We start from the raw sequence: 14,765 nt of genomic DNA, 5'->3' as shown, positions 1-14,765 counted from the left end.
CTTAGGCTTCATGGCATGACCACTGCCGCGCCGCCGACCCGTGCGTACCGAAGGCTCAGCGTCGAGGAGCGCCGCACCCAGCTCCTCGGCGCGGCCCTCACCCTGTTCGCGCACCGGGCCCCCGACGAGGTCTCGCTCGACGAGGTGGCGACGGTCGCCGGGGTCTCCCGCCCGCTCGTGTACCGCTACTTCCCCGGCGGGCGGCAGCAGTTGTACGAGGCGGCGCTGAGGTCCGCCGCCGAGAAGCTGATCCTGTGCTTCAGCGAGCCGCCCGTGGGCCCGCCCACCGAGCGGGTGCTGCGCGTGCTCGACCGCTATCTCGCGTTCGTGGACGAGCACGACACCGGTTTCAGCGCACTGCTGCGCGGCGGGAGCGTCGTCGAGACCTCCCGTACGACGGCGATCGTCGACGAGGTACGGCGGGCGGCGGCCGAGCAGATCCTGCTGCACCTGGGCCGGGGCGACGCGGGTGCGGGGGACGGGGCCGGGCCCCGGCTGCGGATGATGGTGCGCACCTGGATCGCAGCCGTCGAGGCGGCGTCCCTGATGTGGCTGGACGAGGGGAAGCAGCCCGCCGCGGCCGATCTGCGCGACTGGCTCGTCGACCAGTTGATCGCGCTGCTGGCCGCGACGGCGGCGACGGACCCGGATACCGCGTCGGCCGTGGCGGATCTGCTGCCGCTGGAGACCGCGGCGGGTCCGGCCGGACGACTGGCGGAGCGGCTGATCCCGGTCGTCGGCGGAGCGGCCCATCTGCTGCCCGAGGCCTGATCGGTCAGACTGGCGCGGTGAAAAGCGAGAACACCCCCTTCACCGGCGGCCCGCTGGACGGGCGGGTACTGCCCGTCCTCGTCGGCCCGACCGGCCATCCGCCCAAGTGGTACGAGGTCCCGGTGCCCGCCGCCGACGGCGGGCCCGCCACCGTGTACGCGTACCGCCGAGTCCCGGCCGGTCACTCCAAGCGGCTGGGAATTCCGCGCGGCTGGGTGTACGAGTACGCCCCCGAGGGCCGTGTGCGGCACAGCCCCAAGTGGCCCTGGTCCAAGCCTGACTGAGGGTACGGGGCCCGGTGCGGCCGAGGGGCCGGTCTAAGATCGACGCTCTGGTGCCGGGCACGGTCAGCAAGGGGGTGCGCCATGGAGGCGCTGCGTCAGGACGATCCACGCCGCATCGGTCCGTACACCGCGCTGGCGCGGTTCCGCGAGACCGCGAGCGCCGTACAGTACGTCGCACACGACGCGGCCACCGGCAGGGACGGGGGCACCACCGGCCGGCCCGTGCTGCTCACCGTCGCCCGTCCCGAACTCGCCGCGCTGCCCGCCTTCCGGCGCCGTTTCCAGGCGGAGGCCCGCACGGCGGACCGGCTGGCCGGCGGCTGGGTCCAGCCGCACCTGGACACCCCGGCGGATGACGCGGACGACGGCCTGCTGTGGACGGCCGGCCCCTACGTACCCGCGCTGACGCTCTCCGAGGCGATCGAGGTCATGGGCCCGCTTCCCGAGCGTGCCGTGCGGATACTGGGCGCGGGCATCGCCGAGACCCTCTCCCGCGTGCACGCCACCGGAGCCGTACTCCAGGGCCTGGCGCCCCGGACGGTGCTGCTGGCCGAGGACGGGCCGCGGCTCACCGCGTTCGGCCCGCTGGCCGCCGCGGCCGCCGCCGACGCCCGCCCCGGCGGGCAGTTGTCCGTACGGCTCGCCTACCTCACCCCGGAACAGGTCGAGGGCGAGGAGCCCGGTCCGGCCTCCGACCTCTTCGTGCTGGGCCTGCTGCTGGCGTACGCGGCGACCGGTACGACCCCGCTCGCCGACGGCCCGGCCGCCGAGGGCGCCGAACGGATCGCCCGCACGAACCCCGAACTCGGCGCGGTCCCGGCAAAGTTGCGCGAGCTGATCGCCCGCTGCCTGGCGAAGGCCCCGGCCGACCGGCCGACCGCGGGAACGGTGGCGGCGGAGCTGGCCCTGGAGGGAGCGGCGGGCCTGGCGAAGGGCGGCTGGCTGCCGGAGCGGCTGGCGACCGCGGTGATGGAACAGGGGGTATGGGTACGGGAGTTGGCCGAGGCGGGGCATCCGGTGGATGCGCCGGTGAGCGGCCCGACGGAGGGGGCCGTCGGCGAGCCGGCCGCGGGACCCGTCGACGGACCCGTGGACGCGGCCCCGGCCGATGAGCCGACCGACGCCCCCGCCGTCGCACCGTCGGGCCCATCGGCCGGGGCACCGGTCGGCGCAGTCGCCCTGGAACCCGCGACCACCACCTCCCCCGCACCCGCCGGGGACACCCGTACCACTCAGCTCGGGGACATCGGGCGCCACGTACCGACGACCGACCGGCGGACGACCCAGTTGTCCGTCCCGCGCGAGCTCACCGGCCCGCCTGCCGGCCCGTCCGCCGGTCCCTCCGCCGTGCTCCCTGCTGTGTTCCCGCCCGCCGCGCCCATGCCGCCCCGCCCGCTTCCGGCCCCCGTAACTCCCGCACCGTCCCCCGCCTCCCCCACGCTCGATCGACGCGGCCTCTTCATCGGGCTCGCCGCCGGGGCCGCCGGGCTGGTGGTCGGCGGAGGCGGGGTGCTTGCGTTCGGGTCCGGGGACGGAGGCACGACGGACGATCCCAAGCCCGCACCGAGCCACAGCGGTGCCGCCGTCGCGGGGCTGCCGCCGCAGCCGCGTTGGGTGTACCGGCACCCGGCGGCCGAACCGCCGCCGCTCACCGCCACCCCCTGGAACGACCGGCTGCTGGTCGTGACCAGCGAGCAGAAGGCGGCCGGCATCGATCTGCGTACCGGCCGCCGGGTCTGGGAGAGCGCGGACGCCGCCAAGGGGCGCGCCGCGCTGCCGGCGGGGAAGGACCTCTGTTTCGTCGCGGGTCCGACCGAGTTCCTGTGGCTGTCGCCGAAGGACGGCAAGGTCGTGCACCGGGCGGGCTACGCGGACCAGTTCACCGGGACGCCGGGCCTCGCGGTCTCGCACATCGTCGGCACGTTCGGCCCGGTGGTCTGGTTCACCGGGTCCCACAAGGTCACGGTCAAGGCCCCGCCCCCGAAGAAGGGCAAGAAGCGCGGCAAGGACACCCAGGTCGTCAGGTCGTACCTCTTCGCGTACGACGTACTCCGGCGCAAGGAACTGTGGCGGACCCCCGTACCCACCGGGCGCGGCCCCGCCGCCCCCGTGTACCGGCTGATCGCGACCGGGCAGGACGACTTCGTCGTACGCCAGAGCCCGGCCTCGCTCACCCCCGGCGACGTGCAGGCCGCCAAGGGGAAGGCCGTCTTCCGGGGCTTCGACCAGAAGACCGGGAAGCAGCTGTGGAGCCGGTCGTTCGGCGCGGTCGCACCGGACGCGGCGGCTCTGGGCGACGACCGGGACGTGCTGTACGCGGCGGTGGGCGACGACCTCCAGGCGTTCGAACTCCCCGCGGGCAAACCGAAGTGGACGCTGAACGGCACCACGGGGACCCCGTACGGAACCCCCGTGGCCACCGGCACGCTGCTGCACACCACCAACCGCAACCAGGAGGTCGGCGCGGTGGAACGGGAGACGGGCCGACTGCGCTGGCGACGCTCCACGGAGGCCGCCCCCGGCACCGCCGCCCCCGCGGTGACCCTCAGTACGACCGGCAGGACACTGCTGGCCGCGGACGCGTCCCAGGTCACCGCGTTCACGGCACAGGACGGACGCCGGCTGTGGAAGTTCCAGGACATCGGCTCCCAGGACCCGAAGGGCCCCGCGGTCACCGCCCCGTACCGGGTGCTGGCGTCCGGAACGACCGCTGTCATCCAGCGCGAGAGGATCTTCTACGCGTTCCCGGTCGCCTAGCCGGTCAAGTCCGATGTGTCCGGTGGCATGTGGTGGCCGACCGGATGGTGGGCGTGCTGGTTTCTCAGCGATGCCGGCGGCGGCGTGCCACGGTGGTGGCATGCTCCTCGCTTATGGATGAAGATCCGCAGGAAAAGCCGACGTCGGGGTCGTGGGGACGTATCGCGTGTGCCTGGGCGGTCGCCTTCGCCGTGCTTCATTTCTACTGGGCGCTGGGCGGCAGCTGGGGCCTCAGTGTCTCGGCGGGGCCCCTGGCCGAGGAACGCCCCGGCTGGTTCGTGGCGGTGGGCTTGTGGGGCGTGGGACTGCTGTGCCTTGTCGGCGGTGTGCTGGGACGGCTTCTCGCCAGGCCGCGGCCTCGTGGCCTGGCAGGGCGGGTGGTCAAAACCCTCGGCTGGTGTGTCTGCGCTGTGCTGCTGGTGCGCGGCATCACTGTCGAGGTGCTGCTGCTGACCGACACTGCGGGCCAGGAGATAGCCGTAAGCCCGGAACAGCGGCTATGGACGCTGCTGCTGTGGAATCCCTGGTTCCTGATCGGTGGACTCGTCTTCGGTCTGGCTGCACGGGAGACCGGAAGAGCGGAGGGCCCGAGCAGCGGCGCCGCCTGACGGCGCTTCGGGGAACGGCGAACAGAGGATCCGAGACCGTGGCGTGAACGACGAACTGTGGGCGCCGGCGAACCCGAAACCGGACGAGTGCGAGGTCCTGGCGGGCCATGTTTGAGTCACACCAGCTTGGCCAGATCGTGGTTGAGTGCGACTACGTTGACGTGCTCCTGCCCCAGGAAGCCCAGAACACGTCCCTGGACGTGCTGGGCGACCAGCATCCTGACCTTGGCGGGCGCGAGGTGGCGCGCCTTCGCGACACGGTCGACCTGTTCGTAGGCGTACGCCGGGGAGATCGCCGGGTCGAGGCCGGAGCCGCTGGCGGTGACGGCGTCCGGGGGGACGGACGAGAACGGAACTCCGTCGAAGGCGGCGACGGCGGCAAGGCGGTCCTGGACGGTCCCGATCAGATCGGTGTTGTTCGGTCCAAGGTTGGAGGCGCCCGAGTTCATGGGGTCGTAGCCGCCCGTGGACGGGCGGGGCTGGAACCACGTGGGGTCGGGGCGCAGCGGCTCCTGCGCGTCCTGGGGATTCTTCTTCGGCAGTGTGAAGTTCTGGCCGATCAGTGAGGAGGCCACTGGCTTGCCGTTCGTCGTCAGCAGCGAGCCGTCGGCCTGGTGGGAGAGACCGGCCTGGGCGATGGCGGTGACGAGCAGCGGATAGGCGATGCCGGTGAGCAGGGTGAACGCCAGCAGTATCCGCAAGGCGGTCAGATGGTGCTGGAGTACGGGGGGAAGGTGGGTGCGCACCGTGGGATCGCCTTCTTCTGTCGTCGGGACGTCTGTCAGCGCAGTCCGGGGATGAACTGGATGAGGAGGTCGAGCAGTTTGATGCCCACGAAGGGCAGTACCAGCCCGCCGAGCCCGTACATCCAGATGTTGCGGCTGAGCAGTTTCGCGGCGAAGGACGGCCGGTAGCGCACACCGCGCAGCGCGAGCGGGATCAGCGCGATGATGATCAGCGCGTTGAACACGATCGCGGAGGCGATCGCCGAGGTCGGACTGTGCAGGCGCATGATGTTGAGCTTGTCCAGGCCCGGGTGGACCATCGCGAACATCGCCGGGATGATCGCGAAGTACTTCGCGACGTCGTTGGCGATCGAGAAGGTCGTCAGCGCGCCGCGGGTCATCAGCAGTTGCTTGCCGATCTCGACGATCTCGATGAGCTTGGTCGGGTTGGAGTCCAGGTCCACCATGTTCCCGGCCTCCTTCGCGGCCGAGGTACCGGTGTTCATCGCCACGCCGACATCGGCCTGGGCGAGCGCGGGCGCGTCGTTCGTACCGTCGCCCGTCATCGCGACCAGCTTGCCGCCCTCTTGTTCGCGCCGGATCAGGGCCATCTTGTCCTCGGGCGCGGCCTCGGCAAGGAAGTCGTCCACCCCTGCCTCCTGGGCGATGGCGCGCGCGGTCAGCGGGTTGTCGCCGGTGATCATGACGGTTCTGATGCCCATGCGGCGCAGTTCGTCGAAGCGTTCGCGCATGCCTTCCTTGACGACGTCCTTCAGGTGGATGACGCCGAGGACCCGGGCGCCGCGCGCTTCGCCATGCCGAGTCACTTCGCCGACGACCAGCGGAGTGCCGCCGCTCGCGGCGATTCCGTCGACGATGGCGCCGACCTCTGCCGTGGGGTGGCCGCCGTTGTCACGGACCCAGCGCATCACGGCCGTCGCCGCTCCCTTGCGCAAGGACCGATTGTCCTGAGGATCACTGATGTCGACACCGCTCATCCGGCTCTGAGCGGTGAAGGGTACGAAATGTGCCTGGGCCAGTTCACCCTCACTACGGCCGCGCAGCGCGTATTGCTCCTTGGCGAGGACGACGATCGAGCGGCCCTCGGGCGTCTCGTCGGCGATCGACGACAGTTGGGCGGCATCCGCGAGTTCTTCGGTGGTCACCCCGTCCACCGGCAGGAACTCGGCGGCCTGACGGTTGCCGAGGGTGATGGTGCCGGTCTTGTCGAGCAGCAAAGTATTGACGTCGCCGGCGGCCTCCACCGCGCGCCCGGACATCGCCAGCACGTTGCGCTGCACGAGCCGGTCCATGCCCGCGATGCCGATCGCCGACAGCAGCGCGCCGATCGTCGTGGGGATCAGGGCAACGACGAGGGCGACGAGGACGACGATGGTCTGCTCGGCCCCTGCGAAGACGGCGAAGGGCTGCAGGGTCGCCACCGCGATCAGGAAAATGATCGTGAGGGATGCCAGCAGGATGTTGAGCGCGATCTCGTTCGGTGTCTTCTGCCTCGCGGCCCCCTCCACGAGTGCGATCATCCGGTCGATGAAGGTCTCCCCCGGCTTCGAGGTGATCTTCACGACGATCCGGTCCGAGAGCACCTTGGTACCGCCCGTGACCGCCGACCGGTCGCCGCCCGACTCGCGGATCACCGGTGCCGACTCGCCCGTGATGGCCGACTCGTCGACGCTCGCGATGCCCTCGACCACATCGCCGTCGCCGGGGATGACCTGCCCGGCCTCCACGACGACGTGATCGTCCGGACGGAGGTCGACGCCCGGAACCTCCTCCTCTGCTGCGTCCATCGCGCCGGGCCGCCAGCCGGTGAGACGGCGTGCGGTCGTCGTCGTCCTGGTGCGGCGCAGAGTCTCCGCCTGGGCCTTGCCGCGTCCTTCGGCCACGGCTTCGGCGAGGTTGGCGAAGACGGACGTCAGCCAGAGCCATACCGTGATCACCCAAGCGAAGACACCGGGTGTCCTGATGGCCGACAGCGTGGTCAGGACTGCTCCGATCTCCACCACGAACATGACGGGGTTGTGGACCATCGAGCGCGGATCCAGCTTGCGCAGGGCTTCGGGGAAGGACGTCAGAAGCTGCTTGGGATCGAGCAGCCCGCCCGAGACCCGGTGCCGGCGACGCCCGCCGCCGGGCGGGGTGGGAGCGGAAGTGGCGGTCGTGGACATCAGTGCAGACCCTCCGCGAGGGGGCCCAGTGCGAGCGCGGGGAAGTACGTCAGACCGACGACGATGAGGATCACTCCGGTCAGCAGACCGACGAACTGGGGCCGGTGGGTGGGCAGGGTGCCCGCGGTGACCGGAACGGGCTGCTGCCCGGCGAGCGAGCCGGCGAGCGCCAGGACGAACACCATCGGCAGGAACCGGCCGACGAGCATGACCACACCAAGTGCGGTGTTGTACCAGACGGTGTTCGCGCTCAGCCCCGCGAACGCCGAGCCGTTGTTGTTCGCGGCCGACGCGAAGGCGTACAGGACCTCGGAGAAGCCATGCGGTCCGGAGTTGAGCATGGCGGCCCTCTCCCCCGGTAACGCCATGGTCAGCCCCGCACCGACCAGGGCGAGCGCGGGTGTGGTCAGGATGTAGAGCGAGGCGAGCTTCATCTCCCGGCCCCGGAGCTTCTTGCCCAGATACTCGGGCGTACGGCCGACCATCAGTCCGGCGACGAAGACCGTGACGATCGCCAGGATCAGGATTCCGTAGAGCCCGGATCCGGTGCCGCCGGGCGCGATCTCCCCCAGCATCATGTTGAAGATCGTCATTCCGCCGCCGCCCGGCGTGTACGAGTCGTGGGAGGAGTTGGCCGCTCCGCACGACGTAAGGGTGGTGGATGCGGCGAACAGGGCGGAGGCCCAGATCCCGAACCGCGTCTCCTTGCCCTCTGTCATTCCGCCGGCCGCGTGACCGGCCGTGCTGCTGACGCTGTGCAGCTCGTTGGCGGTCACGAGGGCGACCGACGCACCCCAGATCAGTACCATCACGGCAACGATCGCGTAGCCCTGTCGGTTGTCGCCGACCATCGTCCCGAAAGTCCGCGGCAGCGAGAACGCGATGACCAGCATGAGGTAGATCTCGATCAGGTTGGTGAAGGCGTTGGGGTTCTCGAAGGGGTGCGCGGAGTTCGCGTTGTAGAAGCCACCGCCGTTGGTGCCCAGTTCCTTGATGGACTCCTGGGAGGCGACGGGGCCCCCGGTCATGCTCTGGTGTCCGCCTGCGATGGTGGTGATGTCGTGGATCGGGTGGAAATTCTGAACCGTACCGGCGGCCACCAGAACGATCGCGAAGACGAACGCCAGGGGCAGCAGAACGCGAAGCACGATCCGAGTCAGGTCGACCCAGAAATTTCCGACGCGATCGGTCTTCTTCCTGACGAAGCCCCGGATCAGTGCGGCGACGACGGCGATGCCCACAGCCGCCGAAACGAAATTCTGCACCGCGAGGCCCGCCATCTGGACCAGATGACCCATGGTCGATTCGCCGGAATACGACTGCCAGTTGGTATTGGTGACGAAGGATGCCGCGGTGTTGAACGACTGGTCCGCGCTGACCGGCTTCATTCCCAGAGACAGCAGGAGATGGTTCTGCAGGCGGAGGAATGCGTACAGGAACACCACCGACACTGCGGAGAAGGCCAGGATGCTCCGCAGGTAGACCGGCCACGTCTGGTCGGCGTCGCCGTTCACTCCGCCTGCCCGGTAGATCAGACGTTCCGCCCGCCCATGGTGATCGGTGGTCAGGACGCGGGCCATGTAGCCGCCCAGCGGCCGAAAGGAGAGTCCCAGCGCGACCGCCAGGGCGAGTACTTGGAGCCATCCCGCGAGAGTGTCGTTCATCCGGCCTCTCCGCCTAGAACTTCTCGGGGAAAATCAGGCAGACGACCAGGTAGATCACGAGGCATACGGCAACGATCAAGCCCACGATGTTTTCCGCGCTCACAGACGTCCGGCCCCCTTTGCGATCAGACCAATGAGTGCGAACACCACGACCGTGAGGCCGATGAATGCTACGTCCGGCATACGCGAAGCACCTCGCAGAGGCATCAGAGGCGGGACTGTTCACCCTGGCCGGAATATGGCGCGAAGGCTCATTTTTGACGCTATATCAGTTTGTTTCGGGAGTGACCTGACGCTCCGCGGGCCGATCAGGTGAACGTGAAGCGTGGGTACTCACCCGGCACGGCCGAACGTCACACTGCCGCCGGGCGTGGCGCTCGGAAGAGTGAGCGCCACCGAGAAGGCGGCCCCGCCGTCCTCGACGGTCGTCTCCAGGACACCGTTCATGGCTTCGGTGAGGTCGCGCGACAGCCGCAGGGCCAGACTGTCACCCCGGGTACTCGATGCCCTGGTGGCGGCTGTGCCCGGCTCCGGGCCCGGGCCGTGCGTCCCGTCCTTCACCTGGATCACCAGGCGGTCGCCCCGGGCCTCGGCGGTGAAGACGGGGGGCCGGTCCGGCGGGCTGTGCCGCAGTGCGTCGGCCCCGAGGGCGGTCAGGGCGCGGGTGAGGAGCGCGGCGTCGGCGATCACGTCAGGCAGCTGTTCCGGCAGGCGCAGAACGATCGAGTGCCCACCGGGCCCGAGGTCGTCCAGGGCGGCGCCCAGTGCCTCGCCGAGGTCGACCGGGCGGAGGTAGAGGTCGAGGGCCCCGGCATGCAGACGGCTCAGATCGTCGAGATCGGTGACCAACTGCGCCGCCCGGTGCACGGCCGCCCGGGCCGCGTCCAGAAGCTGCGCCTCCTCGGGAACCGGCTCGCCGGCACGCCGATGCCGCAAGCGCTGGAGCGCCTCTTGGGCAGTGCGCAATGGAGCACGCAGATCGCGGCCTGCTGCCAGGAGCAGAGATGCCCGGGTGCGTTCGGCGGCTGCGAGAGCGTCCGTGGCACCGCCGCTCCCGACGATACGCCCCCGGTCGTGGACCAGCCCCAGTTCGGCCGCGCACGCTGCGAGGACGCGTTGGTCCTCCGTGCTCAGTCCTTTGCCGCAGGCGGCCAGTGTGAGGTTGTCGTCGACCGGGCTTTCCACATCCGCCTCGTAGGGCTTTTCCGGCGGCCGTTCCCCGGCGCTGGCGACCACGTACCAGCGGGGCACGGGGGATGCTCTGGGATCCCTTTCGAGCAGGCTGATCGCCCTGAGGCCGAAGTTCTCCCGGATCTGCTCCACCAGCGCCGGCAGCTCCTGCCCCCGCATCATGGCGGTGGCCAGGCGGCTCAACGCCTTCGCCTCCGATGTCGCGCGTACGGCCTGATGCGTACGCTGTGCGGCTGTTCCGGCTGCCGTGCCGACGAGAGCGGCCGTGGCGATGAAGACCACGAGCGCGGCGATCTCGTCGGCGCGCTCGATGGCCAGCGAGTGCACCGGTGCCGTGAAGTAGTAATCGGCGAGCAGCGCCGCGGCGACCGCGGCGAACAGTGCGGGGTAGAGACCGCCGACCAGGGCGGCCCCGACCACGGCAAGCAGATAGATCACCAGGTCGCCGGCGAGGCCGAGGTGGCCACGGAGCGCGATCAGCAGGAGCGTCAGTACGGGCAGCAGCACCACGGCACCGGCCAGCGCGGTCCAGTACCGCCGTGGGCCCGTGCCACGACTCGGCCGCGGAAGCGTCGGCACCGCGGTCCCTGCCGCCTCCTCGTGGGTGACGATGTGCACGTCGATGGGGCCGGACCGCTTGACCGTCCGCTCTCCCACCCCTGCTCTCAGAAAGGAGGCGAGACGGCCGCGCCGGCTCGCGCCCAGCACGATCTGAGTGACGTTCTCCGCCTCGGCGAACTGGAGCAGGGCATCGGCAACCTCCTCGCCCGTGGTCTGGTGGTAGCTGCCGCCGAGCGACTCCAGAAGGGTGCGCTGCGCGTTCAGTACAGCCGGGTCGACGCCGGTGAGCCCGTCCTCCGGGACCACGTGGAGGGCCAGCAGCTCGGTGCCGGGCGTACGAGCGCTGATCCGCGCGGCGCGGCGGATGAGCGTCTCGCCCTCCGGGCCACCGCTCAGGGCCACCAGAATCCGTTCCCGGGTCTCCCAAGGAACGGAGATGCCGTGTTCGGCCCGGTAGCGCTGCAGCCCCTCCTCCACCCGGTCGGCGAGCCACAGCAAGGCAAGTTCCCGCAGTGCGGTCAGGTTGCCGACCCGGAAGTAGTGCGTGAGGGCGGATTCGATGCGGTCAGGTGGGTAGATGTCGCCGTGCACCATACGGCGGCGCAGCACCTCGGGCGGCAGATCGACCAGCTCGATCTGATCGGCGCGACGCGCCACCTCGTCGGGCAGAGTCTCGCGCTGCCTGACCCCGGTGATCTGCCGGACCACATCGTTGAGGGATTCCAGGTGCTGAACGTTGAGCGTGGTGACGACGTCGATGCCGACGTCGAGGAGCTCCTCGACGTCCTGCCACCGCTTGGCATTGCGGGCCCCCGGAACGTTGGAGTGGGCCAGCTCGTCCACCAGCGCGACCTGAGGGCGGCGGGCCAGCACCGCGTCCGGATCCATCTCGGAGAACGCCGCACCACGATGGGCCAGAGTACGCCGGGAAATCGTCTCCAGACCGTCGGCCATGGCCGCGGTCGGCCGACGCCCGTGCGGCTCGACGAAGCCCACGACGACATCCGCGCCCAGTGAACGCAGCCGCTGCCCCTCCGCGAGCATGGCGTACGTCTTCCCGACCCCGGGGGCCGCCCCGAGGTAGATCCGCAACTGTCCACGTGCCACCGGCGAACTCCTGGCAGGTACTCCATGTCGTGCTCGCGTCCTACCATGGTGCGCCCTTCCGCGCCGCTCCACTCGACGGCACCGGCCCCGGGCCCGCAGGGGCACGCTCGAGGTCCATCGAGTCCGAACCAGCGGGGCTGCCTCGCCACCCGTTACGAGAGGACCGCAACCCTGTCCCTGATCCGCCGGACAGGCCGTAGCCGAAGCCCCCGGCATCCGCACCCGCTCACCGCCTTCCGGGCGAATCCGTCTGTCGCCACACCGCAGGGTTCTTGAATCTCCTGACACCGGGTGACCGTATTGATTCGTTGCGCTCACTTATGGGGTAGTTCCGTGATTCGCCCCGTCACCGGAGGTGATGTCGTGTCAGGCGGAGTCTTGAGCGTGGTCTGCACCGCGGCGCTGGCCACGATCGTCGTAGCCTCGCCGGCAGCCGCCGCACCCGTTGAGCCGGGACCGGAGGCGAGCGGTGCCGCGAAGCCGTCCGTCGCGCCCACGGCCGTTCCCGCCCCGGCCCCCGCGGCAGCGGGCAGGGGCGTCGCATCGTTGCTGACCGAGTTGCAGACGTTGTACCAGCAGGCCGAGGAGGCCACCGAGGCGTACAACGGGACCGCGGCGGAGCTGAAGAAGCGTACGGCGCAGGCGAAGAAGCTCAGTGCCTCGCTCGGCGCCGCCCGCGTCGCGCTGGCCGGCAGTCGGGACGCGGCGGGAGAGCTGGCCCGGGAGCAGTACCAGGGGCGGTCGGACCTGTCGTCGTACCTGCGGTTGCTGCTGGCCCCCGATCCCGAGCACTTCCTGGACCAGGAGCACGTGATCCGGCGGACGGCGACCGGGCAGGCGGCGACCGTGAAGCGGCTCGCCGGTGCGGAGAAGCGCGCGGACGAGCTGGCGACCGAGTCGCGCAAGGTGCTGGGCCGGCAGCAGGTGCTGGCCGCGAAGCGGAAGAAGCAGCGGGACGCCGTGCAGTCGCGGCTCAAGGTCGTCGAGGCGAAGCTGGCCAGGCTCTCCGCCGCTCAGCTCGCCGAGCTGGCCCGGCTGGAGCAGCAGGGCACGGCGAAGGCCCAGGGCGCGCTGGCCGCCTCGGGCGCGCTGTCCTCGGTCAAGCCGCCGTCCCAGGCAGGCGGCCAGGCGGTGAGGTACGCGATCGGGCAGGTCGGCAAGCCGTACGTGTGGGGCGCGGAGGGGCCGGACTCGTTCGACTGCTCGGGGCTCACCTCGCAGGCCTGGGCGAAGGCGGGCCGGGTCATTCCGCGGACCTCGCAGGAGCAGTGGCGGCAGCTGCCGAAGGTGCCGCTGAACACGCTGCGCCCGGGTGACCTGGTGATCTACTTCCCGAAGGCCACCCATGTGGCGCTGTACGTCGGCAACGGTCTGGTGGTGCAGGCACCCCGGCCGGGCGCGCAGGTGAAGGTCTCGCCGCTGGCGTCGAACCCGCTGCTGGGCGCCGTACGGCCGGATCCGCAGGGCGTGCCGCTGTCCGCGTACGAGGCGCCGCAGCTTCCGCAGGGGGCGTCCGCGGGATCGGACGCGGGGTACGGCTCGTCCTCGGCGCCCCAGGGGTAGGCCCCGGGCGACGGAGGCCGTGGATGACAGCCGGGCCGAGTGCCGTCGGGTTCCCGACGGGACTCGGCCCGTTTGCTGCGGTCAGGCGGCCGACGCGGCGCCGGACACCTCGGCGAGGTACGCGTTCGTCTTCTCGGGGTCGAAGAAGAAGTTCTCGAAGTCCGCCGGGTTGTTGAAGCCGTTGGCGAAGCGGTTGGCGACCGGCTGGAGCTGGCCGGCGGCGCCGATCAGGTTCAGTACGTGCTCCGGCGGTACGCCGAGCATCGCGTTGGTCCACTTCACGACGTGCTGCGTGGTCTCCCAGTGCCGGTCGAACGTGGCCTGCATCCACTCCGCGTCGAACTCGCGGTCGCCGTGCTCGATGATCGAGTTCAGGTAGGAGTTCGCGCACTTGGAGGCCGTGTTGGAGCCCTGGCCGGTGATCGGGTCGTTGGCGACGACCACGTCCCCCACGCCGAGGACCAGACCGCCGCCGGGCAGCCGGCCGATCGGCTTGCGGACGGTCGGGGCGTAACGGCCCGCCAGGGTGCCGTTGGCGTCGGTCAGTTCGACCTTGGTGGCGCGGGCGTACTCCCATGGCAGGAAACGCTCCAGGAGCTCCAGCGTCTTGGCGAGGTGCTCGGAGGGGTCCTTGATGCCCTGGAACGCGTCGAGCGGGCCGCCCGGGATGCCCTCCCAGAACAGGATGTCGGCGCGGCCGGACGTGGTCAGGGTCGGCATCACGAAGAGCTCGCCGACGCCGGGGACCAGGTTGCAGCGGACCGCGTCGAACTCGGGGTGTTCGGGGCGCGGGCCCATTCCGTGGACGTACGCGACGGCCAGGGCGCGCTGCGGGGCGTCGAACGGCGAACGGGATGCGTCCCGGCCGAACATGGAGACCAGCTCGCCCTTGCCCGCGGAGACCATCACCAGGTCGTACGTACGGGAGAAGTAGTCCAGGTCGGAGACGGCGGCACCGTGGATGACGAGCTGTCCGCCGCGCTGGGCGAAGGTCTCCATCCAGCCGGCCATCTTCACGCGCTGGTCGATGGACTGGGCGAAGCCGTCCAGCTTGCCGACCCAGTCGACGGCGCGCGAGGAGTCGGGCGCGGCGACCGAGACGCCGAGGCCCTCGATGCGCGGGGCCTGGGACTCCCAGAAGTTGAGCTGGTAGTCGCGTTCGTACTCGAGCGCGGTGTGGAACATGCACTGGGTCGACATGACCCGGCCTGACCGGATCTCGTCGGCGGTGCGGTTGGACATCAGGGTGACTTCGTACCCCTTGGACTGCAGTCCGAGGGCGAGCTGGAGACCGGACTGGCCGGCTCCGACTATGAGTATCTTCCGCATCGCGGTTCTCCGTTACGTG

Annotated in this window: 11 protein-coding genes; 5 read left to right on the top strand and 6 right to left on the bottom strand. The window is 70.4% G+C overall.

Annotation, left to right across the window (positions count from 1 at the left end):
- Nucleotides 1-15: 15 nt before the first annotated feature.
- From ACFVV1_RS03080 to ACFVV1_RS03065, 4 genes are all read left to right on the top strand, one after another.
- On the top strand, nucleotides 16-771 hold the full coding sequence (locus ACFVV1_RS03080) for a TetR/AcrR family transcriptional regulator (protein WP_389983514.1): 756 nt from the start codon (nucleotides 16-18) through the stop codon (nucleotides 769-771).
- Nucleotides 772-788: 17 nt separating this feature from the next.
- Nucleotides 789-1,055: a hypothetical protein gene (locus ACFVV1_RS03075; protein ID WP_389983511.1), complete on the top strand. Its 267-nt coding sequence runs from the start codon at nucleotides 789-791 to the stop codon at nucleotides 1,053-1,055.
- An 81-nt stretch (nucleotides 1,056-1,136) separates the two neighbouring features.
- Nucleotides 1,137-3,812, top strand: a complete 2,676-nt coding sequence (locus ACFVV1_RS03070) for a PQQ-binding-like beta-propeller repeat protein (RefSeq protein ID WP_389983508.1) — start codon at nucleotides 1,137-1,139, stop codon at nucleotides 3,810-3,812.
- Nucleotides 3,813-3,925: 113 nt separating this feature from the next.
- Complete coding sequence (locus tag ACFVV1_RS03065; protein ID WP_389983505.1) at nucleotides 3,926-4,420, top strand: DUF3995 domain-containing protein; 495 nt, start codon at nucleotides 3,926-3,928, stop codon at nucleotides 4,418-4,420.
- Nucleotides 4,421-4,536: 116 nt separating this feature from the next.
- Here the strand turns inward: ACFVV1_RS03065 and kdpC are convergent, their stop codons facing one another.
- The 5 genes from kdpC to ACFVV1_RS03040 all read right to left on the bottom strand — a co-directional run bounded on the left by kdpC (nucleotide 4,537) and on the right by ACFVV1_RS03040 (nucleotide 11,854).
- A complete protein-coding gene (gene kdpC, locus ACFVV1_RS03060) occupies nucleotides 4,537-5,166 on the bottom strand; it encodes a potassium-transporting ATPase subunit KdpC (protein ID WP_389983502.1) in 630 nt (209 codons plus the stop codon).
- A 35-nt stretch (nucleotides 5,167-5,201) separates the two neighbouring features.
- On the bottom strand, nucleotides 5,202-7,331 hold the full coding sequence (gene kdpB, locus ACFVV1_RS03055) for a potassium-transporting ATPase subunit KdpB (protein WP_389983499.1): 2,130 nt from the start codon (nucleotides 7,329-7,331) through the stop codon (nucleotides 5,202-5,204).
- The gene (gene kdpA, locus ACFVV1_RS03050) at nucleotides 7,331-8,995 is read right to left on the bottom strand and encodes a potassium-transporting ATPase subunit KdpA (RefSeq protein WP_389983497.1); all 1,665 of its coding nucleotides are present in this window, start codon (nucleotides 8,993-8,995) and stop codon (nucleotides 7,331-7,333) included. Before kdpA ends, kdpB begins: the two co-directional genes overlap by 1 nt.
- Nucleotides 8,996-9,008: 13 nt before the next feature.
- Nucleotides 9,009-9,080: a K(+)-transporting ATPase subunit F gene (gene kdpF / locus ACFVV1_RS03045; protein WP_389983944.1), complete on the bottom strand. Its 72-nt coding sequence runs from the start codon at nucleotides 9,078-9,080 to the stop codon at nucleotides 9,009-9,011.
- Nucleotides 9,081-9,328: 248 nt separating this feature from the next.
- On the bottom strand, nucleotides 9,329-11,854 hold the full coding sequence (locus tag ACFVV1_RS03040) for a DUF4118 domain-containing protein (protein WP_389983494.1): 2,526 nt from the start codon (nucleotides 11,852-11,854) through the stop codon (nucleotides 9,329-9,331).
- Between the two features lie 363 nt (nucleotides 11,855-12,217).
- Between ACFVV1_RS03040 and ACFVV1_RS03035 the strand changes: the two genes are divergently transcribed.
- Nucleotides 12,218-13,417 (top strand): NlpC/P60 family protein, encoded by a 1,200-nt coding sequence (locus ACFVV1_RS03035; RefSeq protein ID WP_389983491.1) that lies wholly within the window; start codon nucleotides 12,218-12,220, stop codon nucleotides 13,415-13,417.
- An 81-nt stretch (nucleotides 13,418-13,498) separates the two neighbouring features.
- Here the strand turns inward: ACFVV1_RS03035 and ACFVV1_RS03030 are convergent, their stop codons facing one another.
- Complete coding sequence (locus ACFVV1_RS03030; protein WP_389983488.1) at nucleotides 13,499-14,746, bottom strand: styrene monooxygenase/indole monooxygenase family protein; 1,248 nt, start codon at nucleotides 14,744-14,746, stop codon at nucleotides 13,499-13,501.
- Nucleotides 14,747-14,765: the final 19 nt, after the last annotated feature.

It is taken from the genome of Streptomyces sp. NPDC058092, from assembly GCF_042884935.1.
Classification (GTDB): domain Bacteria; phylum Actinomycetota; class Actinomycetes; order Streptomycetales; family Streptomycetaceae; genus Streptomyces.
This window is presented reverse-complemented; position numbering and strand designations above follow the sequence as displayed.

Excerpts from the sequence above, each read along its gene's own strand:
- kdpB (WP_389983499.1), bottom strand. The coding sequence starts at position 7,331 with ATGTCCACGACCGCCACTTCCGCTCCCACCCCGCCCGGCGGCGGGCGT.
- kdpA (WP_389983497.1), bottom strand. The coding sequence starts at position 8,995 with ATGAACGACACTCTCGCGGGATGGCTCCAAGTACTCGCCCTGGCGGTC.
- ACFVV1_RS03030 (WP_389983488.1), bottom strand. The coding sequence starts at position 14,746 with ATGCGGAAGATACTCATAGTCGGAGCCGGCCAGTCCGGTCTCCAGCTC.
- ACFVV1_RS03070 (WP_389983508.1), top strand. The coding sequence starts at position 1,137 with ATGGAGGCGCTGCGTCAGGACGATCCACGCCGCATCGGTCCGTACACC.
- ACFVV1_RS03080 (WP_389983514.1), top strand. The coding sequence starts at position 16 with ATGACCACTGCCGCGCCGCCGACCCGTGCGTACCGAAGGCTCAGCGTC.
- ACFVV1_RS03065 (WP_389983505.1), top strand. The coding sequence starts at position 3,926 with ATGGATGAAGATCCGCAGGAAAAGCCGACGTCGGGGTCGTGGGGACGT.